Below are 20,430 nucleotides of genomic sequence, written 5' to 3'. Positions count from 1 at the left end.
TATTTTATTCTATTCGCGAACAGCGTCCGACACCAGGACTCCTCGCGACGGTAGGCCCCCTGCCCGCCCTGCGGCCACACTCACCTCGCTTGCCGACACGACGGGTGCGCATCGCCGCCAGAATGGGCCGGTGCCCCGACCGACGCGACCCGCATTGACCAGCGAACGGCGTGCGGTCGATCGCGACATCGTGCGGCTGGCGGTACCCGCGCTCGGCGCGCTCGTGGTCGAGCCGCTCTTCCTGCTCACCGACACCGCACTCGTCGGCCACCTCGGTGCGACACCCCTGGCGGCCGTCGGACTCGCGAGTGCCGTGCTGTCGACGGTGACCGGGCTGCTGGTGTTCCTGGCGTACTCGACGACTCCGGCCGTGGCGCGCGCGCTCGGCGGTGGTGACCGTCGCGGCGCAGTCCACGCCGGCATCGACGGGATGTGGCTCGCGCTCGTGCTGGGAGTGGTCCTCGCGCTCGTCGGGTGGCCGCTCGCCGGGCCGCTCGTCGACCTGTTCGGTGCGTCGCCCGACGTCTCGGCGGCGGCGACCGCGTACCTGACGGTGTCGCTCATCGGGCTGCCCGGGATCCTGGTCGTCACCGCTTCGACCGGGCTGCTGCGCGGGCTGCAGGACACGAAGACCCCGCTCGTCGTCGCGACCGTCGGGTTCGTCGCGAACGGACTGCTCAACGCCCTTCTGATCTACGGGGCGGGTTGGGGCGTCGAGGGGTCCGCCGCCGGCACCGTCATCGTGCAGTGGGCGATGGCGATCGTCTACGTCCGGATCGCGGTGCGGGCCGCGCGGTCGTCGGGAGCGCCGCTTCGCCCCGGCGCTTCGGGCGTCGTCCGGGCACTGCGGTCCGGGGCCTGGCTGTTCCTGCGGACCGCGTCGTTGCGGATCGCGATGCTCGCGACCGTCGGCGCGGCCGCCGGACTCGGGACGGCAGGACTCGCGACGACGCAGGTCGGGCTGACCGTGTTCTCGACCCTGGCGTTCGCGCTCGATGCCCTGGCGATCGCTGGGCAGGCGCTCGTCGGGCACGGCCTCGGGGCGCGGGACCCGGCCCGGGTACGGCTGGTGACGCGGCGGCTCGTGCTGCTCGGGATCGTCGGTGGGGCGCTGCTCGGCGTGGTGACCCTGGCGGTCAGTGGTGTGCTCGGGCCGGTGTTCTCCGACTCGTCCGCCGTGCGGGACGCGCTGCCGCTCGTGCTGGTGCTCATCGCCGTCGGGATGCCCGTCGCCGGGTACGTCTTCGTGCTCGACGGGGTGCTGATCGGCGCCGGGGATGCGCGGTACCTGGCGATCGCGGGAGGCGTGAACCTGGTCGTGTACCTGCCGCTGCTGTGGTGGGCCGGCGGGACGCTCGCCGGGTTGTGGGCGGCGTTCGCCCTCGGGTACATCGGGGTCCGGGCGGTGACGCTCGGGGTGCGCGCGCATCGGCGTGGATGGGTGGAACAGGCGTTGGCGCGGTGAGCGGGTCTGGTTCTTCCAGCGGGCCTGCTGCCCCTGTGGCTCCGTCGTCTTCTGTGGCGTCGTCGGCCGTGCTCGCCACGGTCGGGATCGGGGTGCAGGGCGTCGCGAAACTGCTCGTGACCGTCGTCGTCGGGCGGGTGTTCGGCACCGAGACCCTCGGGCAGACCACGGCGCTGTTGTCCCTGTCGGTGTTCGTCGCGCTGCTCTGGCCGAACGCCGCGGGCAACACCGCCTCTCGGTACCTGGCGATCGCGTTGCGGGGTCGGCGGTCGGACGCCGCGGTGAACCGGGTGCTCGGGCTGTCGATGCTGGTGTCGACCGTGGTGCTCGCCGCGGTCACCGTGCCGGTCGCGGTCGCCTGGGGCAACGGGCCCGGCATGGTGCTCGGTGGTGTCGGGGTCGTCGTCGGCTACGGGCTGTACTGCTACGCCCGCGGAGCGCAGCTCGGCTACGGCCGGGCGCCGCGGGTAGCGCTCTGGGACTCGGTGACGAGCGTGCTCGCGCTCGGACTGCTCGTGGTGGCGTGCATCACTCGGCTCGAGCCCTTCGTGCTGCTGCCGCTGGCCATCGGGTACACGGTGTTCGCGATCGGGTGCTGGCCGCGGTGGAACGAGTTCGGCCCTGCCGCTCGCGAACCCGCCGCAGGGGTGCTCGGGTTCGCGGCGTGGAACGTGCTGGCGGTGGTGACCTCGAACGGGTTGCTGCAATTGACGATGATCTCGGCGCAGGTGACCTCGTCGGCGCACGAGGCCGGGGTCTACGCCGCGGCGTTCACCCTGGCGACGCCGGCATCGATGCTCGGGCAGGCGCTGGGGCAGGTGCTCGTGCCGGCGTTTGCGCACCGGACGGATGGTGGGTCCTTGCGGTCTCGCGGCGCGCTGATGCTCGTCGTCGGGTTCGCCGCTGCTTCTGCCGTCGTGTTCGGTCTGGTGGCGCTGCTCGCCGGGTGGTTCCTGCCGATCGTCTACCCCGCCGAGGGGGCTGCTGCCGTGGCTGACCTGCGCTACTTGATGGTCGGGGTGTGGGTGTTCACCGTCGGGCTCGTGCCTGCGGCGCTGCTGCTCGCATCGGGGCGGTCACGGCAGGTGGCGTTGGCCTCGGTCGCCGGGTTCGTCGTCGGTGCTGGGCTCATGGCGGTGCTCGGGCCGGTGGCCGGCGTCGCGGGTGGGACGACGGGGTTCTTGGTGGGGAGTGCTGTCAACCTCGTGGCGGTGGTGGGGCTCGGGGTGCGGCGGCGCTGATTCCTCCGCACGTGGTGGGCGTCGGTGGAACGCCTCGTTTGACGTCCCGTCATTCGGAATCGTTTCGGACCACCTATCCGAGAACGCCCCCATCAGGAAGCACGGGGCTCGAGGGGGAGCTGGACCGCTGCGCACGAAGTCGCGGTAGTCGACCGGCTTACGGGACTGCTCAAAGCACGAGCGTCCCAGGTTTGGGTAGCGTACTTGGGAGCGGAAACGGAGCCCCAATGTCTGGACAGCAAGTCGCGATGGTCACCATGGGGTGCTTTGTGATCGTCGCCGGCATTGGTGTGATTACAACCTCACGCGGACTTGCGCGCGCCATCTATGAGGCATCCTGGGGCAGGTTCGGAGTACCGTTCCGGCCGCGACTCGCGCGCATGGGCTTGATCGGTGCTGGCGCGATCGGAGTCGTGATCGGCGCGACTGTCCTCGTTCTGGCACTCACAGTTGCCGCCTCCTGACCTGTGGCCGCTTGCCGATCGTTCGGTGGGATGGCACCACCGACACCGAACGCTGCGAAAACCCCGACACTGAGCGAAGCTGCTCACAGCAGTGGCGGCCCGCGGTAGGTTCTCACCGTGACCTCTGCCCGTAGCGTGAGCTTCGCCGTGTTTGCTGGTGTTGGTGCCGTCGGCGGGATCATCACTTTCATCTGGGATGCAAACGATAAACATGCTTATTGGATCATTTGGCTGAGCATTTTAGCCCTGGGGGTCGCGTTTCTGTTGGCCCTCCCGTCAATGATTCAAGGCATACGACGATGCGTGTGTGCCATCCGACGCGCGGCACAGCATGTTCGCGATTACGACATTCTCATAAGGGCGAGAGATGACGCCGTCACGCGAGTAACGAACATTGAAAGCGAAAGGGACACCGCCCGGACGCGCGTATCAGAGCTTGAAAGCGAATACGACACCGCCGTCACTCGCATTTCGGAACTTGAGGCGATGGTCGACGTCACTGCGGATTGGCAGACCAGGGCCGCTACTGCCGAGGAACGATTGAAGGATTGGGACACCGCATCTTTGAAGGAGGGCCGCCGCCGTGTTCTTGGAGAGCTTCTCGCTACTCAGGAGCCGGCGACCTTCGGCACCCCTTCAGTGTTCGCCAGCGCGAGCGGAATCTTAGTGGGAGTAGATTTACTCGACGGACAGTTGCCGGCGAAGGACTCACTATTCGCAGTCGTTCATACACCGACCGGTGGAAGAGCGATGTGGTTGAAGTGTCTAGGAACGAACGAATCTGGGACTGGGAGCATCTTCGCTCCCGAGCGGTACGAGCAGCAAGGGCCCTTCACGGAGGGCCACCTCCGTGACCTCGCAGAACCAGGTGCGGCGTGGCCCGCGGGATATGCGATTCTTGCGCCTACATCCGAATATATCTTTGAGAAGGAGCAGTGAAATGCGGAAGATCACGGCAAAGGTTGCAAAAGTGCTATCTAAGTCAGAGATAGCCATCAATGTTGGAGAGAACGTTGGCGTTGAGGAAAACAATAAGGTTAAGGTCATGCGGCAAATAGACATTTTCGACCCAGAGTCGTCCGAATCACTTGGGTCAATCACGCGAACCGTCCTCACCTTGGACGTCGTTTCGGTCCAGGAAAAGTTGGCTATCGCCAGAATTCCCGTTCAATCCATGCTTGCGCCCATACTCGGCCGGCGAGAAAAAATCATCGGCGGCGTAGATGTAACGGACAGCACCACCGTCATGCTGACGGAGGGGGACGACGTCGCTGTTTTCGTACGAGACCACGGTTTCGAAATCCCCGATGAGGCCACTGATACCGAGTGATGGTTGCGCTGAGCGCACCGCCGGCCAGGGCAAGTCGACCTGATCCTGACGAGTCGCCGCCGGATTGGTTCCGGAGGAAGCATCGGAAGAGGATCCGTGACTGGGAAGCCGTTTCGGAAACGAACCATTTTATAGGGGGCTAACCCACGTCAGTACGTCAGTCCCGAGAGCGCCCGGCTACGCCTCTGCGGGGACGCAGGGCAGCATGCGATCCGAACTGACGCAGAGCGACACCTCTGGCAGGCACGACGACTCCGGACTACGACAGGATCGTGATCCGTTCCAACGATGATTGCGTCACAGCCCAGCCGACCATCGTGCAGTTCTGCCCTCGCGACCGGACGAGGAGCGACAAGAACGCGCTGGGGCCGACGTTGCCCTCGCGCAGGTGAGCTCGGTAGGTCGACAGATCCACTCGGCTCGGTATCAAGGAGCTGGTGGGGTGGGTGTGCCACTCACCGATCCATTGAGAACGATCTCGGTCCCACGCCTCGTCCGCCAGTTGGGAGGCATAGAGCGTGTCTCGCTCGAACCTGCGCGCCTGGTGCACTGCCCCAGGTCCGGGCCCACCCGCGACGCTCACCAAAATCTCGGCCCCAAGGTCATGTCCGAGAAGTACTCCACCCGTTTCAAGATTGGCGTCGGTCCGGACCACCTCGGTTTCAATGGCACGGCGTGCTGCCGCACTCAGCCTGACAAGCCCGGGACCCGACGCGGCTAGGTCAGAGAACATGTCGCGCACGCGGCTCGAGGCGGTGGCACTTCCGACCAGCGGAGCTCCCCTGGCGCCGAGACGCCAAACGGGCCCGCAAGCGCCGCCACCGGCCGGAGCCCGATGACGGCGTGATCGCTTGGAAGGCGCGAACCCGGCATTCCTTGCCGCGACTCGAGGAGCGTTGCGATAGTCGCCTGTGCCGCGAATTGCCCTATCAACTGCAGGTCGCTCGGGATCGCCGTCATTGGCTTGTGCGAAATTCCAGTGCCGTACCCGACTTCCTGATCGGCTTCCGGGTCGATCCACCCGTTGGCTTCCAGGTAGGCGCGGTGACAGAGCAGACATCCTCGGCTTCGGCCCGGGCGCGATCGAAAGATCTCGCCGATACTCCCGTCATTGAGTACACACGCGAAGATCGCAGGCGTCCGAGCCAGACGGGCCAGATGATTCACCACGCGTCGCGGTGCGATTCCATCTGCGCAACAGAGCACGACTGTCGAAGCCTGGATGATCGGACGAAGGAGCTCGGCGCGCTCGACGACGTCAAGTCGGTGTGGGATGAGCGTTGTCCGAGTGGCCGTATTCGTGTCCGCGTCTCGCTCGGCTATGGATGCAGCCAATGCGTCGACTTTGTACCGACCTACGGATTCAGGTCCAAGGCGATGGCGGATCACGTTGTGCCACAGAAGCCGATCGGGATCCACGAGGTGAATTTCCCCCACGCCGATTCGTGAGAGCGCGTCAGCCGCCGCGCTGCCGATCGAGCCCGTGCCGACAATGGTTATCGACTCTTTCGCCAGTTGACGGAGCGGCCAGTCACCAGTGAGTTGGGAGGCGCCGAAGTCGTCTGGCTCGGCATGAACAGGGAACGGGACGACACCATGTCTTTCGACCAGCCATCCCGAGAAATCCGGCATGCCCGCTGTCTTCAGTTCCAGAGGAATGTCTTCGTGGCTCACGATGAGCAGTCCTGCGATGTCGCCGGGGTCGTCGGTCCCGGGGACCATTTGGTGGAGGGCGTCGAAGGGAAGGGCTCCGTTTGGTCGCCGTGTGAGCAGTAGGTAGGTTGCCGCGAGATCCGGGCTGTCAGATCGTGCCCATTGCCCCCACCGAGTCAGGTCACCCCACGTAAGCGAGGCGAACAGCCGATCGGGCCGCACGTCGACGAATGTGTTCTCGCTCGTCTCAACGGCGTCCACGACGAAGCGACCGTCCGTCTCGGAGAGCTTCAATCGGAGGTTGCCGAGACGACGCGACGAGGCATTCATCAGGCGGAGAGCATCGCGCGGCAGCATCACGAATGGAGAGTTCGTCATTCCTCGGCCGCCTGCTTCGCCTGCTCGATGACGAGGTCGTCAAGATGCGTGTCGGTGACGATTCCCCGTTCGGTCATCCGATCAATCGCGCCTCGATGCATCAGCTCGTATTCGATGCGCCAGCCGGCGCTTTTGAGGACGATGTCTCCGATGCTGGCCAAGGGATCCCACATTCCGTCGGACTGGAAGAGGCAGAGCGACCCTCCCGGCGACACATGCCAGACAGTGTCCGAGACCTCCAGGATCGCCGGTTGTGGCTCCGTTGGGTAAACGCGAGGCGGAAGCATTGGGTACGCGGAGGGGTACGTGATGACGACGCTCATCGGGTGCGGAAGGAGTGCGTCGAGGTTCGAGGGCGCGGGCCGATCAAACGGCCACAGAGGCAGCGTGCCGACCCAGCCACCGTTCGCGAGGAATTCACTCTCCGGGGTGCAACGAACCAGGTCCGGCGCGATGACGGCAAGTTCGTCGACATCTCGGAGGAGTCGGCTCGGGTCCCAGTCGAACCACCGGGTTAGGGCTTCTTCGTCCGTCACCCTTGCGGACTGTCTTTCACGGTCCGTGGCCCATCAGGCACGACGGCTGCGCCAGCGGCCGCAAGAATCTCCGGGAACTCAGCACCGAAGATCTCTCGCCACAGCCGGCTCGCACGAGCGTCATCGTTCGCGACTTGCGCTGCGCCGGCGTCGATGGCGATGTTCGACGCGGTCCGGAGTCGAGAGCCGAGCTCGTCCATGTCGAGATCGCTCTGGATCGGGCCGCACAGGTGTGCCGGGTCTTCAACGACAAGCCCGGAGTCGATCCGGAACGCGGCCGCAGTGAAGAAGTTCCGAATCGCGGCAGGCCGATTGAGGTCAGTGGACAGATGTTCGAGTGCGAGCACTTCCATCACAAGCGACTTGACCTTCAGCGGCGCTTGCTCCGTGCCCCAAAACTTCAGCATTCGAACTGTGCCTGCGTACTGCGACCACTCTGAGTGCTTGCGGGCAGCCTCCGCGATGAGGTGCTCAGGATCCGCGTCAACCCATCCTTCGCTAAGGGCCTCGGGGATGATGAAGCCCCGATCGGTTCTGAGCGCTGGCATGACATCGACGGTGAACGCGTCCTCGTCTTCGGGATCGTCCAAGAAGCACTTGACCGCGTGGTTTCGAGGGCGGGCGAGGCGAACCAGCCGGTCGACCGTTCCTGCCCCGACCCCGAGAAGGCGGTTGACGGCGGCGCGCGCATGATCGAGGGCATCGTGGGCGGATGCGCCGGGCGCGCCCCACTCCTCGTGCTGATCCGCGTCGTAAACAACGATGAGGTCGACATCGTGGATCGGATCTTTGTGAGTTCCTCGTGCCAGCGACCCGGAGGGTACGACCTCGACGACGTCGGGTTCGGACTTGAACGCACGCTCGAACAATCGCCTCCGGCGACGGGCCTCGGCCACCTGATCGGGGTCCGCGTTCACGACGGACTGGAAGGTCGCGAACGAGTCGAAGATGGTCATGGCGCTCCACAGTTTCCGAGTGTTGGGTGATCCTCACGCTAGCGTCGACCCCCGACATCCGCGCATAGGGTGAGCGCGGGACCGACCGAAACGAGGGGTGCATGGCCAAGCAACATCGCGTCGATATCAGAGAAGCGTTCGTCAAGCGACAGCGCCTCCTGGCTGCTCAGCTCGAGTTGCCGCTGGACTTCACCAAGCACCCCACTACCCTCGGAGATGCGTCGGAGGCGAACTGGGGCCGTATGCTCCGCTCGTTCCTTCCCGGGCGGTACGAGATCGGCCCCATCTTCGCTATGGACTCGAACGGCGATCAGAGCGAGCAGATCGATCTTGCAATTTACGACCGCCAGTACTCGCCACTCTGGTTCGAGGCCGGAACCAGCCGCATCGTGCCCGTCGAGAGCGTGTACGCAGTCCTCGAGGTGAAGCCTGAGGTCGCAGCGGGGACACTAAGGTACGCGGCCGAGAAGGTCGCGAGCGTCCGTCGCCTCGTCCGCCGGTCCGGACCGATCGTGGACATTTTGGGTACGCATGATGGGCCTCCGCCTGAATCTCGACCCATTCTTGGCGGCATCGTCGGGCTCCGGAGCGGATGGACGAACGGGTTTGACTCGCCCGCGGCGAAAGCGCAACTTGCCAGCCACCACGGCGACGCTCATCTCGATCTGGGACTCGCCCTAGAGCACAGCGCTTTCGATCACGTTCTCGACAGCGCGAATTTGGAAATCCTCAGGCCGGGTCTAGAAGTGTCTTCACCGGGTACCCAACTGATCTTCTTCGCGTTGCGTTTGTTCCGCAGGCTGCAGTCCGTTGGAACCGCGATGGCGGTTGACCTGCGTGCGTACGATGCCCTGCTCGAGGGCATCGATCCGGCCGAGTTCCCGGAGAGCGGCGCAGACTAGCTCACGTGCTATCGACCGGAGGTCTGTCGCGGCGATCGGTCGCAGTAGATCGACACCCAGCTCAGTCTTGGTGACTCTCACACGGCAAGATCCGGCGCGGCGCGACTCGTCCTATTGGACCATGGGCTATCGGTAGGCACGTTCATCGAACGCTGGCAGCATCTTCGCGCGGCGCGATCTACCCTGTCGGCATGGTGGCATCTCGAGACGAGTCGGCGATGAGTTGTCCGCGCCGAGCTGCGTTTCCTGCTGTAGTCGTCCTTGCTGGCGCGATCTTCGCGGTCGGGATGTTCAGCCTCGGGAAGATCAGGTACAGCTACGTGAGCTGGGAATCGGTGGCTGTCGCCTCACAGGTCGCGATCCCGTTGGGAGTCGTGGTGGCCGCTACCGTCGCACGTGTCGGAGTGATCGCGAGGAACCGTGCGGAAGACGAACTCGTGGCGCATCCGGTCCGCCGTGCATCGACTGTTGTGGGAGTGCTGGCATTCGTCACTGCCGTTGTTGGCGGTCTGCTGTTGACGGTGGGCGGTTGGCAACTTGTCCTGCCGGCGGCAGCCATCTGCGGTTGCCTGGCCGCGGGATGCGCAGGTCTTCTTCTCCGACGACCAAGAGTAGACGCTCGAGACGACGAGTCAGATCACCACAGGGCGGCGCACGCCCGGTAGCCGATCGATCACTGGACAGCAGTCTGGACGCGCTCAGACCCGTCGGAACAGTTGCTGTCCAGTGATCGATGAGTCACCGGACGCCGCTAGTGGAGAGTTGAATGCAAGCATGTTGTCCCGTATTCAGCCTCGCGTGCTCGGCCTTGCGATCGGCGTCGGGGCTCTGGTTGCGGGACTCGTCATGGCCGTCCTCGGCGCCGGCGTCGGTTACGTCGGGCTCGTAGCCGGCGGGCTGGTCATCGCTGCGATGGGACTGCTGGCGGCAATCGTTGGTGCGATCGGCTTCGCCCGACACGGGTCCGCCCGAACCGAGCGTGAGTGAACGAAGTGAATACGAGCGACTGATAGGCGTGTCCGGTAGTCCATCGGCTAACGGACACGTCACCGGGGCAAGCGGCTCGGCGTTACGCATCGCCCGTTCGTGTTCCTCCGCGGGCCAGGGGGAGGAGTACTGCGAAGCAAACGACTTGCACCGGTAAGTCATGGCGAATACGCGCGCCCGATCTAAGACCGGGTTCGTGGAGGCGTGCTCGAGGGCACGCCAGCCGTGCCATGTCGCAAGCGCAGCGACGTCCTCGGCGGGATCGTCCGCACTCGCGAGATCCCAGTCAAGCGAACCTGCAGCAGTCCCTCGAGTCCGCACGAGGGCTCTGCTGCCGCCCGCAAGGTATACGGCGGTTCATGTGCACCAGATGCGGAGCGGCCCAAAACCTTGACCAGCTGTGCGCCTGGTTGGACGACCGCGCATGATTGGATCGAGTTTGGGTGAGCGTCTCCGCCGACGATGCGACTGGCTATCGACCTGCCAATGGTCTTTCGGCAGTCGCTGACAAACACAGAAATGTGCTTCAATTTGCCATATTGAGAAGGGGCCAACTACTCGAAGTAGCCGACCCCTTGACATGGATTGGTGGTGCTAGTTGTAGCAGGTACTCGCCTTGCTCTTGATGACGAGGCTGTTGGTCGCTCGCATTAGAATGCTCCCTTTCTGCATGCCGGAGTAGCTCACGTGGGTACCTTTCCCGGTGTCCCAGTGCTGATGCCATTCGTAGGACCCGAGCGGGTTTGTGCCGTCATACCAGTGCTCGATGATCCCTGCGCCGGTTGCAACTGATGTGGTTTTCACGCGGTAGTTCCCTGCGCACGAGTACTCGGCTGCTTGCGCCGCCTGCGGCACAAGCACGGATGCAGCGACGACGCCGACGCCGATGGCTGTAGCGATGAGCTTCTTCTTCATGGATCCCCCTCGGATCGCACTCCCTTAGTAGGAGCACATTTGCACTCTATGCAGATTCCTGGCCCTCAAGCAAGGCCGACCACACGACAGCCTTGTAGACATCCTCGTCATGTGCCCGTGCCGAGACCCGCCCGAATCCCTCGCCGTCTGTTTATAGTGGGACAACCGATCGCGACCTTGGGGGAGCCATGCGACAGCGAAATCACCGTCCTCTTGTCGCCGCCGTCATGTGCGCGTCCCTCGCTGCAGGGGTCTCCGCGTGTTCGTCGCCGAGTGGCGCCGTACCTACTCCAGATACGCTGAGCAGCGCCCAGGCGAACAGCATTCTCGACACGAGCGCGGACCAAGCGTGGCAACTCGTAGCTTCCCGCTACCCCGGTGTGCAGCGCCCAGCCGTGGAGCGCATCCGGGTCGTGTCGCACGCCGAGTGGGCATCCGCTCAGGCGAAGTGCATGAGTGCAGCCGGGTTCCCGCAGGCGAAGGCGATGCCGGATGGGAGTCTCACCTCCGGCCAGGTACCGAAGGAGCAGGCTGAACCCTATGCGCTCGCGGAGTATTCGTGCGGGGTCGAGTACCCGATGGACGCGAAGTACAAGACGGATTTCAACGAGTCCCAGCTGAAGTGGCTGTATCGGTACTACACCGGAGAGCTCACGACGTGCATGGAGAAGCACGACGTGTCGGTGGGGAACGCGCCGAGTGAACAGAAGTTCATCGACAGCGACGGCGCGTGGTCGCCGTATCAGTCGGTCGATCTTCCCCAACAGGACTACTACGACCTCGTCACAGACTGCCCTGAGATCCCCGACTCGATCTATGGCTGACGGGGCACGGGTAAGGCGTCGCCCCGAGCGTGTCGCTTTGGTCGTCCTGACTGCGGCTGTCATGGCCCTCTCCGTCGGTTGGGCTGCGACGACCGTCCTCCGCCCGGCAACTCCGGCAGTTTCGACCGTAGCCCGGGCCACGGCGGTGGTTCAGACGGGAAGCGTCGGCTCGAGCGTGTCTCTTAGCGCGTCAGCGTCGTGGACTACACGCGGGACTGGCGTCTCCAGAGCAGCGGGCATAGTGACTGAGATCATCCTGCACAACGGAGCCACCATGCAGCCCGGCGACGTGGTGTTGACGGTCGACCTCCACCCGGTGGTGGTGGCTGCGGGCAGCGTTCCGTCGTTCCGTGACCTCGCGGTTGGATCGAAAGGTGCTGACGTTCGTCAGCTCCAGCAGCTTCTGAAGGACCTCGGCCGTTTCGCCGGCACCCCAGACGGCAGCTTCAACGCGGCGACCGCGGCAGCGGTACGCGGATGGCAGGAATCCAATGGAGAAGCGTCCACGGGGGCGGTTGGCCAGGGCGACATCGTCTACGTCCGCTCTCTTCCCGCCCGCGGCAAGATTGCGTCCGACATCAGCGTGGGATCGACCCTCACGGGTGGCGATCCAGCCGTCGAGGTACTCGGCACCGCCCCAGTGTTCTCGCTCTCAGTCGACGAAGCGCAAACACGCTTCCTCGCGCTCGGGACAGAAGTGGACATCACCGCGCCGGACGGGAAGACCACTTGGAAGGCAACCGTCGGCGGACAGGAGCCGTCCGACAGCGGCACCGTCAAGGTTGCGCTCGCGCCACACCCCGGAGAAACCATCTGCAACACGACGTGCAACCAGGTCGACACATCAACCGCAGCGTCGCTCCCCGCGAGAGTCATCACAACTCCCACCGTTACAGGCCTCACCGTGCCGACCTCTGCGGTGAGTTCCTCCGGCGTGAAAACCTGGCTCACCCTGACATCGGGACGGAAGGTGTTCGTGAAGGTCCTCGCCACCGCCGACGGCGTCTCTGCAGTCCGCGGCGCCACCAGCGGAACCCGTGTCCTACTCAACGGCGACCGATGACCGGAGCCCAGCCTTTGCTGCGCGCAGCGGATCTGCAATTCGGCTACAACCACGAGGGCTCCGTGATCGACGGTTGGTCGCACAGTTTCGAGCGGGGCGAATCCGTGGCGTTGGTCGGCCCCAGCGGCCGAGGCAAGTCAACCCTCCTCTACCTCTTAAGCCTGATGCTCACACCGTCAGCCGGCGAAGTTTTCCTCGCCGAACAAGCCACCAGCAAACTGCGCGACCGTGAACGAGCGCGCCTGCGAGCAGAGCACTTCGGCTTCGTCTTCCAGGACGCGGCCTTGGATCCGACCCGCACGGTTCTCGACAACGTCCTGGAACCGTCGCTATACCGCGCCCCGGGCCCTGAGGATCTTCGGCGACGGGCGCACGACCTGCTGAACCGATTCGGCGTCCTCTCACGCGCCGACCACAAGCCCGGTCAGATTTCCGGTGGTCAGGCGCAACGCATCGCGTTGTGTCGCGCGCTTCTCACGAGCCCGAGCGTGGTCTTCGCGGACGAACCGACCGGCAATCTCGACGCGGACTCAAGCGCGACGGTAATCGATGCGCTCAACGAACACGCCGTTACCGAATCGGGCGCCGTGGTCCTCATCGTCACCCACGACCAACGGGTAGCAGAACGGTGCGGACGGGTGATCTCATTGTGACTCGGACCCCCTTGTTCCTCCGCGAAGCAGTCGTCTCCGCACGCGCACAACCCGTTATCTCACTGCTCACCATCTTCCTCGTGGCCGCAATGTGCCTCGCGGTCGCTCTCACCTCCGGACGCCTCGCCGGTTCACAGCAGCAGATCGTCGATCGGCTCGACGCAGCTGGTACACGCACGATCGTCATCCGGGCGAACACCGCAGCAGGGGTGAATTCTTCCGCGATTGCGCGTCTTACCAGGGTGAGCGGGGTTCAGTGGGCTGGCGGATTCGGTCCGGCCGTAGACGTTTCCAACACGGCGCTCCGCGGCGGGGACCCAGTCGCTCTTCGAACCGCCGTGGCAAGCAGCTGGGATGTTCTCGGGCAGCCACCCGACTACGCTCCGATCCCGGGACGCTCCGTCCTCGCCTCCAACGCAGCGCTGCACCGGCTTCAGCTGGCAACACCCGACGGCGCCGTCTACGACCCAGAGACGACCGCAGATTTCTCTATCGCCGGCACATTCCGCACCCCAGACTTTCTGCGCTTCCTCGAACCGACCGTCCTCGAGCCCATCGATGCGGACTCGACTGCGCCGATACCGCTCACAACCGTCGTCATCGTCGCACGCGATCCAGCACTCGTCGAAGCGCTGACCACAATCACACCCGCGCTCCTCGGAGCAGACGACACTTCCCACCTTGAAGTTGCTAGCAGCGAAGATCTTGCGAACCTCAGGCAACTTATCGACGCCCAGCTCTCTGCGTCCGCGCAATCCGTCGTCGCCGCGATCTTCGCCATCACCGCATTGCTCATCGCAGTCGTCATGTTCGCCCTGGTGCTCCTCAGACGACGCGACTTCGGCCGACGACGCGCCCTCGGCGCCACACGCGGGTACGTCCTTGGACTCGTGGTCCTGCAAGTTGCCCTCCTAGCCGGGGCCGGCGCTGCACTGGGGTCAGCTGGTAGCGTCATCGCGCTCACCGTGATCGGCGCACCTCTGCCATCGCCAGCGTTCTTCGTCGCAACCGCAATCCTCGCAACGTCGACCGCGGCACTTGCCGCCACGCTCCCCGGACTCTTCGCAGCATCACGAGATCCGTTGCGCGAGTTGCGGGTGCCGTAAGGACGAACCGAGCGTCCCGGGGCACTTGCCGTTCAGGCGCCGCAGACGGTGCGCTACGACAACAACCGCTGTCGGCTCATCCTGTGACGCCAGTCGACCAGTGGCCGATGGCTGATCCCTATTCGCCGCCGACGTGTCTAGCCCCAGCGCGGCGAAGCTCGTACGAAGAGCCAACTCGAGGGGTTCGGTGCACGTGTTGACGGCTGGTCCCAAGGAGGATGGTCATCCCGATCGGTCGGCCGGGTCGGTTCGCGATCGAGCCCTCACTGGCCAACCCACGATGGGCGTGCATCCACGGCGGCAACGGGCATCTGCGCATCAACCGCAGGCCGCACCCTAGAGGCGAACGAACCCGTGCACCGGGCTGAGTGTAACGATCTGTCTGCCGTGTTGCGGCGCTCCGAAATCACTGCTTGGATAGCGACGAAACGACAACTACGGGGGGAATCTCATGTCATTCCGACGGAACATCGCAACCGTTGCTACGGCGATCGCCGTATTGGGTGCGGTAGCGCTGCCCACCGCAGCGAACGCCGCGTCTACTAACTGGGGATCACTGAGCGTGATCGTCAATCACAACATCACCGGAATCGGACGGGGCACCGCTTCATCCACGTCTCAGGAACTGCGCAACACTGCGCGCACGACCGGAACCCCGACGCACAACGTTCGGACCGAGACGACCTACTACTTCTATGAGACGAGTCCTTCGTCCAACAAACTGGAGTGGAATTCGGCCGGACGCAAGGACGGCCCCACCACGCAGAGCACCTCGAAAGAAACCGTGAGTTACAGTTCGGTGCCGCTCCACTTCGCCGCCGACCGGGGCCGCGTCAACCCGCGGGTGTGTGACACGAAGCCCTGGGGCACTCCGGTGCCTTGCTCCAACTACGCGATCAACACCTTCAGCTACTGATCTTGTTGTTCAAGAGGGGCCGCCGCCTGGGTGGCCCCTCTTCCTTTTTGGGAGAAGAATGTCCTACTTATTGACGGTTTCTGGCGTCGTCGTGCGTCGCAGGCGTCGCAACATACTCGACGACGTCAGTTTTCAGCACGAGGGCGGAGTCCTTGGGCTGGCTGGCGCGAATGGCGCGGGAAAAACGACCCTGCTTCGGACCTGCGCCGGCTTGCTTCGTCCAGACGTTGGGACCGTGCTGCTCGACCAGGAAGGCCGCCCGGTCCGCCTGTCGCAGCGGGCGCGGATGCTTCCCCAGGCGTTCGACTATCCGAGGAATCTCCGGCTCAAAGACTTCGTGGCGTACTCGGCATGGCTGAACGGCGCCGGCAAGAATTCCGAAAACGCCGCGACGGAGGCACTCGCCTCGGTCGATTTGGCTGATAGTGCGCGAACGCTTCTAGGGGAGGCCTCCGGCGGGATGGTTCGAAGAGCAGGTCTGGCCGCAGTGCTCGCCACCGACCCGGGGCTGGTCATCCTCGACGAGCCAACGACGGGCGTGGATCCCGAACAGCGCATTGTCATGCGCGCACTCATCGGACAGATCGCCGAGCGCAAGCCGATTCTTCTCTCCAGCCACATTGCCGAAGACCTCGAGCAGCTATGCGGGCGCCTACTGGTCCTCGGGACGGGACGGCTGCTGTTTGACGGCGCCCCGCAGGACCTCATACGTGCTACCGGAACGGCCACACTTGAGACCGCCATTGTCACGCTCCCTAGGAGTGCAGCGGCATGAAGCACTTGGTGAAAGCGAGATTCGGCGCAGCAACTTCGATCCCGTGGCTGCTCTTCCTGGCGGCGGACGGATTCCTCCTTTTCACGGACCGGCGATGGGTCGGCGAACTCACTTGGGCGGTCGAGTGGGCAAACGGCGGGCTGTATCTCAGCTCGTCTCTCCTGGCCGCCCTCGTCGTCTTCTCCAGCCGCCACTTGCTCGGCGGCGGATCTCTCGTCGTGCTCGGTGCTACCGGCTGGGCGGGCCGGATCCGTCACCTCGGGGCGATCTGGACAAAGTCGGTTCTCTTCGGCGTCAGCGCGCACGCCGTCGTCTGCGCAGTCGCTCTCACTTGGACTCTGGTCGAAGGCACGACCGACCGGCTTGCATGGCAGCCCTTCGTGTACGCCTTGCTCCCGATCGCCTACGCAGCAACCTTGGGGCTACTGATCGCGGTGTTCGTGCCCTCGATCGTGGGCGCTGCACTCGCTCTCGTGCTCGCGTATGTTCTCGCGTACATGGCTGCAACTGGCGCCCTGCAGATACCGGTCGTCGTCGGCGGTATCACCGGCTCGATGGTGGGAATCGATTACAGCAACGTGGTGTTGATGCAATACGTTGCGAGCACGGCCCTGATAGTGGGCCTAGGTATTTGCGGGGCGCTCATCATCATGGGCGTCAGATCCTCCGCAGGTCAGCCTTGGACTTTCGCCGCCGCATTGGTTTTGGCAGTCATCATCCCTTCGGTTCTCCTGCCCGTTTTCCCCGACCGCGGAGGCGCATCCGACCGCACAGCGAAGTACGAGTGCGCTGGTGAAATGCCGCAAGTATGCGTCTTGCCGGGCCACACTACCCGCCTGACAGAGCTTTCTCACAAGGTGAGAGATTCAGCACGTCCGCTCGTGAGAGTGGGCGTGAATGTCGACGGAATGGTTCTAAAAGAAGAGCGGCTCGGCGCTCATGCTCCGACAAGCGGTCGGACGCTCATGCTTGATACCAGTCGGCTGAACCAGGCTGATTTCTCGCCTGAAGAGATAGCGAGCGCGCTGGCTCAACCCGGAGATTGCTACGCATCCGCTGAGAGTGCAAACCGTGTCCGGCTCGAGCAACTCAGCTACGAGCTCACTACTTGGATTGCGAGGGGTGGATCGGGACGGTCCGGTGCCTGGGCAAGGAACGCGTTCGAATCTCTCGACAGCTGCTCGCCGTGAGCCCGGGTCTGCGCGCCACCATCACGCACATCACGGACCGCCGGTTGCTCCTTTTCACCGTGTCCGCTGCGATTCTGGGCGGGGTCCTGGTGTCTGTGCCGGGCGCAGTGGGCGTCCCGGGAATCAGCGAACCGGTCGACGTGCTCTACTTCGTTCCGCTCGTTGTCGGCACCCTGATGTCCTGTGCCCTTCCCGAGCGCTTGAATTGGCTTACTGGGCCGCGCAGCAGCAGGTCACGAGCGGTGCGGCTTGGGACGACGCTGACCGCGGACGTTATTGTCGGCGTCGCGTGCGCATCAGCCAGCGGCGCGTTCGGTTACGGCGAGATGGAACTCGTATGGCCGGCGGTAGCTTTGGTCGTCGGAGTCGGCCTTCTCAGCGCAAGCATCCTCGGGACGTACGCGTGGATGGTCGCTGCGGCCTTCGGCTCGGTGATGGTCGTTCCCACCGGAGGACCGGGGGCGTCACCGATAGCCGTGAGCGTGCCAGCCGGAGCCGGCATCGCAGTGGTAGCGGCTGGCATCGCCGTCTACGCATGGTGCGGATTCGAGCGCCGGTCTGGCACTTGGGATGGCTAATATCGATCCCGATCCCGATCCCGATCCCGATCCCGATCCCGTCGGTTGAGATTCGATCGTTACCGCATTCGATTGCCGCAATCACGACCTCACGACCGATGGTTCTTGTTCGATGTGGTCCACTCCGCATGCAGCTGAAGACGGCCGCCTCGTGACTTGTGACAAGCACGATCTTTCTATCCGCCTGTAGCCGTCGAGGACACCAAGCACTTCGTCAGCCCAATGTTGTAAGCAGCTTCGCTCTGTGTCGTCCTCCTGTCTTCGCTCTGGGTCCGGATCGCGTCCCGTGACCGATCGGCCTACGGACTGGTGAACGCCCGCGACCTGATCCTCAACCGTCGTCGCGCTCTGCGCGAAGCGCGCGTCGACCGGCGATTCGCTGATAGAGCTTGTAGACGAAGACGACTTCCAGAAAACCGAAGAGCACCAGGGCTGCGATGGCGAACAGAACACTCGCCGGGGCTTCACCAGTGGTGAATGCGATAGTTGGCACACCAAGGACAAGTGCACCGCCCAGGAGAGCGTTGAACCAAGCGCCCAGGATACCGGCCGGAGCATCAGGCACGTTGTCTATCCAGCGATCGTCCGTCACGGCGCCCACGGTACGCGGGCGGGGGCTGGCTCGGGCGGTGTCCGCTAGCCGATCCCCTACCGGAACGATCAAGAGCGACCGACCCAGCGTTCGGTAGCCCACGCCCTACTGGGCGTTGGGTCTGAAGCGGGAGAGCGTCCGCCTGGCTTCTGGAGCCCGAATCAGTCGCCGCGCCGATACGACCACTCGAGCACTTGAATACTCAAGCCATCTGTATATAGTGGTGCCATGAGTGAAGTTGAGATGCGTGAGCCCACAATGTTGGTGCTCACTTCGCTTGCGGGGGGCCGTAAGCACGGGTACGCGCTGATCGCGGACGCGGCCGAGCTCTCGGACGGCCGTGTGCAGCTGAAGGCGGGAACGCTCTACGCGGCGCTAGATCGTCTGGTGGAGCAGGGCCTCGTGGCCGTTGCCGGCGACGAGGTCGTGGACGGCCGGAATCGCCGGTACTTCGAGATCACCGGTGACGGGATTGACGCGCTGCAGGCCACAGCAAGCAGGCTCGAAGCCAACGCTGCTGCGGCGCGGTCGCGGATCGCTGAGTGGCGTCCGCGCGGCATCGCCGGGCAGATGCAGTTCGGGGGGATCTGATGAGCACGATGCACGTCGAACAGGGAACCCTCGAGCCGAGCTACCGACGGCTCCTCCGCTGGTACCCAAGACGTTGGCGTCGTCAAAACGAGGACGCTCTCATCGGGACCCTGCTGGACGTTGCGGAAAGCGAAGGGCGGAACCGACCGCGACGGTCGGAAGTCGTTGACCTCGCTGTCAACGGGATCGGCACTCGCGTCGCCGCGGTCCTTCCCGCGACTGCACGGGATCAGGCCGCGAGCTTTGCGCTGGGGACGGGGCTGGCATGGTCGTTGGTGTACTTCATCGTGCAGGACTGGATGCCCTGGAACCCGAAGGCGCACAACTACGCGCTGAACCCGATGGGGCCCTTCAACAGCCCCGGCGTCATCGTCACAGCACTGTGGGTCCTGGCCGGTGTCTTCGTGCTGTTCGGCAGGCACCTCCCGGCACGCTTGTCAGCGTTGGCGTCGTCGGTAGTCGCCCTCGTGTTGCTTGCCGTCCAGGCTGCATCCTCGCCGGAATACGTCGTGGTCTACCCGAGCCCGGATCGAGTCACCTTCGTGCTTCTTGTCGGGCTCGGTCTCATCGCCGCGGTCGGAACCCCGCGTCGGCACTGGACGACCGTTCTCACCGCTGGCGGTTGGGGCTTGGCGCTTTCGGCAGGTCTGCTGCTCATGCACGGTCGCGACATGACCTCAATCCCGCTCGCCGCGGGGTTGCCGAGCTGGTACGACTTCTTCAACCGGTACCTCTGGAGCGGTGGCCTGCTCACAACCGGTGTCGTTTGGATCCTTGTCAGCGCCCTCCTGGCGACGGCCGTTGTAAGCCGTTGGAGAGGCCATCGCGCGAACGCCGCGGCGCTCGTCGTGTCGGTGATGCCGTGGGTTGCTGCAACTGTGACGAACTCGATGCGCTTCCACGCAGTCGGTGCGTCCTCGATCCTCATCAACCTCGTGATGGCCGCGACCTGGATTGCACTCGCAACAGCCGCACTCACTTTGCACCCGAAAGCCTTCGCGAATGGGGACGCTCGTGGAACGCCAAATCCGGCCTGAGGCGATCGCGTTGCCGCCGACGCAACCCATCGACATCACTGAGTGGTTGAGGCAGGAGCAGGAGCAGGAGCAGGAGCAGGAGCACCCCACCAGCCACTGACATGGGCAAGAGCGGAGCGATCCTGGGGGGCGTTCCGCTCTTGTTCTGTCCTACGCGGACTACGCACCACCATGTCTCTACGGCGCCCGGTTGAGGATCGTTCTCCGGACGCGGGCCGCAACTCGGTGAACCGGGCCAACAGGTTGGTCCCAGAGTTCCCCGATTTGACCCTCACGCC

The 20,430-nt window shown here is 64.4% G+C and carries 23 protein-coding genes; 17 read left to right on the top strand and 6 right to left on the bottom strand.

What is annotated here, in order from left to right; all coding sequences use genetic code 11:
• Positions 1–154 precede the first annotated feature (154 nt).
• The 4 genes from EDF53_RS16080 to EDF53_RS16070 all read left to right on the top strand — a co-directional run bounded on the left by EDF53_RS16080 (position 155) and on the right by EDF53_RS16070 (position 4,500).
• Positions 155–1,465 carry an MATE family efflux transporter gene (locus EDF53_RS16080; RefSeq protein ID WP_123294495.1) on the top strand — a complete coding sequence of 437 codons (1,311 nt, stop codon included), beginning with the start codon at positions 155–157 and terminating at the stop codon, positions 1,463–1,465.
• 68 nt (positions 1,466–1,533) lie between these two features.
• Entirely contained in the window at positions 1,534–2,706 is a 1,173-nt protein-coding gene (locus EDF53_RS16075; RefSeq protein WP_148058377.1) for a lipopolysaccharide biosynthesis protein, read from the top strand.
• A 581-nt stretch (positions 2,707–3,287) separates the two neighbouring features.
• Positions 3,288–4,109, top strand: a complete 822-nt coding sequence (locus EDF53_RS19070) for a hypothetical protein (protein ID WP_148058376.1) — start codon at positions 3,288–3,290, stop codon at positions 4,107–4,109.
• Position 4,110: 1 nt separating this feature from the next.
• On the top strand, positions 4,111–4,500 hold the full coding sequence (locus tag EDF53_RS16070; RefSeq protein ID WP_185021086.1) for a FlgT C-terminal domain-containing protein: 390 nt from the start codon (positions 4,111–4,113) through the stop codon (positions 4,498–4,500).
• A 259-nt stretch (positions 4,501–4,759) separates the two neighbouring features.
• Here the strand turns inward: EDF53_RS16070 and EDF53_RS19850 are convergent, their stop codons facing one another.
• From EDF53_RS19850 to EDF53_RS16050, 4 genes are read right to left on the bottom strand one after another with little or no spacing between them, the layout of a single operon-like run.
• Positions 4,760–5,233, bottom strand: a complete 474-nt coding sequence (locus EDF53_RS19850) for a Mov34/MPN/PAD-1 family protein (RefSeq protein ID WP_395873815.1) — start codon at positions 5,231–5,233, stop codon at positions 4,760–4,762.
• Positions 5,218–6,531: a ThiF family adenylyltransferase gene (locus tag EDF53_RS16060; RefSeq protein WP_260215934.1), complete on the bottom strand. Its 1,314-nt coding sequence runs from the start codon at positions 6,529–6,531 to the stop codon at positions 5,218–5,220. Before EDF53_RS16060 ends, EDF53_RS19850 begins: the two co-directional genes overlap by 16 nt.
• Positions 6,528–7,067, bottom strand: a complete 540-nt coding sequence (locus tag EDF53_RS16055) for a hypothetical protein (protein WP_260215931.1) — start codon at positions 7,065–7,067, stop codon at positions 6,528–6,530. The genes EDF53_RS16060 and EDF53_RS16055 overlap by 4 nt, the downstream gene beginning before the upstream one ends.
• Positions 7,064–8,023, bottom strand: a complete 960-nt coding sequence (locus EDF53_RS16050; RefSeq protein ID WP_123294491.1) for a nucleotidyltransferase domain-containing protein — start codon at positions 8,021–8,023, stop codon at positions 7,064–7,066. The genes EDF53_RS16055 and EDF53_RS16050 overlap by 4 nt, the downstream gene beginning before the upstream one ends.
• A gap of 101 nt (positions 8,024–8,124) precedes the next feature.
• On the opposite strand from EDF53_RS16050, the gene EDF53_RS16045 reads away from it, so the two are divergent.
• The 3 genes from EDF53_RS16045 to EDF53_RS19455 all read left to right on the top strand — a co-directional run bounded on the left by EDF53_RS16045 (position 8,125) and on the right by EDF53_RS19455 (position 9,912).
• On the top strand, positions 8,125–8,925 hold the full coding sequence (locus tag EDF53_RS16045; RefSeq protein ID WP_123294490.1) for a DUF6602 domain-containing protein: 801 nt from the start codon (positions 8,125–8,127) through the stop codon (positions 8,923–8,925).
• A 191-nt stretch (positions 8,926–9,116) separates the two neighbouring features.
• Entirely contained in the window at positions 9,117–9,590 is a 474-nt protein-coding gene (locus EDF53_RS19065; protein WP_148058375.1) for a hypothetical protein, read from the top strand.
• Positions 9,591–9,723: 133 nt separating this feature from the next.
• Complete coding sequence (locus tag EDF53_RS19455) at positions 9,724–9,912, top strand: hypothetical protein (RefSeq protein ID WP_185021085.1); 189 nt, start codon at positions 9,724–9,726, stop codon at positions 9,910–9,912.
• Between the two features lie 594 nt (positions 9,913–10,506).
• Here EDF53_RS19455 and EDF53_RS19060 read toward each other — a convergent pair.
• Positions 10,507–10,827: a hypothetical protein gene (locus EDF53_RS19060; RefSeq protein ID WP_148058374.1), complete on the bottom strand. Its 321-nt coding sequence runs from the start codon at positions 10,825–10,827 to the stop codon at positions 10,507–10,509.
• Between the two features lie 395 nt (positions 10,828–11,222).
• Here EDF53_RS19060 and EDF53_RS16035 point away from each other — a divergent pair, with 395 nt between their 5' ends.
• The 8 genes from EDF53_RS16035 (at position 11,223) to EDF53_RS16005 (ending at position 17,932) form a co-directional block, all read left to right on the top strand.
• A complete protein-coding gene (locus EDF53_RS16035; RefSeq protein ID WP_123294489.1) occupies positions 11,223–11,651 on the top strand; it encodes a hypothetical protein in 429 nt (142 codons plus the stop codon).
• 241 nt (positions 11,652–11,892) lie between these two features.
• Positions 11,893–12,714: a peptidoglycan-binding domain-containing protein gene (locus EDF53_RS16030; RefSeq protein WP_185021084.1), complete on the top strand. Its 822-nt coding sequence runs from the start codon at positions 11,893–11,895 to the stop codon at positions 12,712–12,714.
• On the top strand, positions 12,711–13,367 hold the full coding sequence (locus EDF53_RS16025; protein ID WP_123294487.1) for an ABC transporter ATP-binding protein: 657 nt from the start codon (positions 12,711–12,713) through the stop codon (positions 13,365–13,367). The genes EDF53_RS16030 and EDF53_RS16025 overlap by 4 nt, the downstream gene beginning before the upstream one ends.
• Before the next feature lie 11 nt (positions 13,368–13,378).
• Entirely contained in the window at positions 13,379–14,473 is a 1,095-nt protein-coding gene (locus EDF53_RS16020) for an FtsX-like permease family protein (RefSeq protein WP_148058373.1), read from the top strand.
• A gap of 451 nt (positions 14,474–14,924) precedes the next feature.
• Complete coding sequence (locus EDF53_RS19055; RefSeq protein WP_148058372.1) at positions 14,925–15,389, top strand: hypothetical protein; 465 nt, start codon at positions 14,925–14,927, stop codon at positions 15,387–15,389.
• Positions 15,390–15,447: 58 nt separating this feature from the next.
• Entirely contained in the window at positions 15,448–16,164 is a 717-nt protein-coding gene (locus tag EDF53_RS16015) for an ATP-binding cassette domain-containing protein (protein ID WP_123294485.1), read from the top strand.
• Entirely contained in the window at positions 16,161–17,354 is a 1,194-nt protein-coding gene (locus EDF53_RS16010) for a hypothetical protein (RefSeq protein ID WP_123294484.1), read from the top strand. Before EDF53_RS16015 ends, EDF53_RS16010 begins: the two co-directional genes overlap by 4 nt.
• On the top strand, positions 17,351–17,932 hold the full coding sequence (locus EDF53_RS16005) for a hypothetical protein (protein ID WP_123294483.1): 582 nt from the start codon (positions 17,351–17,353) through the stop codon (positions 17,930–17,932). The genes EDF53_RS16010 and EDF53_RS16005 overlap by 4 nt, the downstream gene beginning before the upstream one ends.
• A 331-nt stretch (positions 17,933–18,263) precedes the next feature.
• Here the strand turns inward: EDF53_RS16005 and EDF53_RS19050 are convergent, their stop codons facing one another.
• Positions 18,264–18,524 (bottom strand): hypothetical protein, encoded by a 261-nt coding sequence (locus tag EDF53_RS19050; protein WP_148058371.1) that lies wholly within the window; start codon positions 18,522–18,524, stop codon positions 18,264–18,266.
• 228 nt (positions 18,525–18,752) lie between these two features.
• Here EDF53_RS19050 and EDF53_RS16000 point away from each other — a divergent pair, with 228 nt between their 5' ends.
• Positions 18,753–19,115, top strand: coding sequence for a PadR family transcriptional regulator (locus EDF53_RS16000; RefSeq protein ID WP_123294482.1), 363 nt, complete (start codon positions 18,753–18,755; stop codon positions 19,113–19,115).
• Complete coding sequence (locus tag EDF53_RS15995; RefSeq protein WP_123294481.1) at positions 19,115–20,152, top strand: hypothetical protein; 1,038 nt, start codon at positions 19,115–19,117, stop codon at positions 20,150–20,152. Before EDF53_RS16000 ends, EDF53_RS15995 begins: the two co-directional genes overlap by 1 nt.
• Positions 20,153–20,430 lie beyond the last annotated feature (278 nt).

The organism is Curtobacterium sp. PhB78, from assembly GCF_003751685.1.
Taxonomy (GTDB): Bacteria; Actinomycetota; Actinomycetes; order Actinomycetales; family Microbacteriaceae; genus Curtobacterium.
Note: the sequence above shows the minus strand (reverse complement) of the source record. Positions and strands in the feature narration are given on the sequence as shown.

What these genes read in the sequence shown, in the direction of transcription:
- EDF53_RS16050 (WP_123294491.1), bottom strand. Translation starts at nt 8,023, where the DNA reads ATGACCATCTTCGACTCGTTCGCGACCTTCCAGTCCGTCGTGAACGCG.
- EDF53_RS16000 (WP_123294482.1), top strand. Translation starts at nt 18,753, where the DNA reads ATGAGTGAAGTTGAGATGCGTGAGCCCACAATGTTGGTGCTCACTTCG.
- EDF53_RS19850 (WP_395873815.1), bottom strand. Translation starts at nt 5,233, where the DNA reads ATGTTCTCTGACCTAGCCGCGTCGGGTCCCGGGCTTGTCAGGCTGAGT.
- EDF53_RS16010 (WP_123294484.1), top strand. Translation starts at nt 16,161, where the DNA reads ATGAAGCACTTGGTGAAAGCGAGATTCGGCGCAGCAACTTCGATCCCG.
- EDF53_RS19060 (WP_148058374.1), bottom strand. Translation starts at nt 10,827, where the DNA reads ATGAAGAAGAAGCTCATCGCTACAGCCATCGGCGTCGGCGTCGTCGCT.
- EDF53_RS16015 (WP_123294485.1), top strand. Translation starts at nt 15,448, where the DNA reads ATGTCCTACTTATTGACGGTTTCTGGCGTCGTCGTGCGTCGCAGGCGT.
- EDF53_RS16070 (WP_185021086.1), top strand. Translation starts at nt 4,111, where the DNA reads ATGCGGAAGATCACGGCAAAGGTTGCAAAAGTGCTATCTAAGTCAGAG.
- EDF53_RS16045 (WP_123294490.1), top strand. Translation starts at nt 8,125, where the DNA reads ATGGCCAAGCAACATCGCGTCGATATCAGAGAAGCGTTCGTCAAGCGA.
- EDF53_RS16060 (WP_260215934.1), bottom strand. Translation starts at nt 6,531, where the DNA reads ATGACGAACTCTCCATTCGTGATGCTGCCGCGCGATGCTCTCCGCCTG.
- EDF53_RS19055 (WP_148058372.1), top strand. Translation starts at nt 14,925, where the DNA reads ATGTCATTCCGACGGAACATCGCAACCGTTGCTACGGCGATCGCCGTA.
- EDF53_RS15995 (WP_123294481.1), top strand. Translation starts at nt 19,115, where the DNA reads ATGAGCACGATGCACGTCGAACAGGGAACCCTCGAGCCGAGCTACCGA.
- EDF53_RS19065 (WP_148058375.1), top strand. Translation starts at nt 9,117, where the DNA reads ATGGTGGCATCTCGAGACGAGTCGGCGATGAGTTGTCCGCGCCGAGCT.
- EDF53_RS16025 (WP_123294487.1), top strand. Translation starts at nt 12,711, where the DNA reads ATGACCGGAGCCCAGCCTTTGCTGCGCGCAGCGGATCTGCAATTCGGC.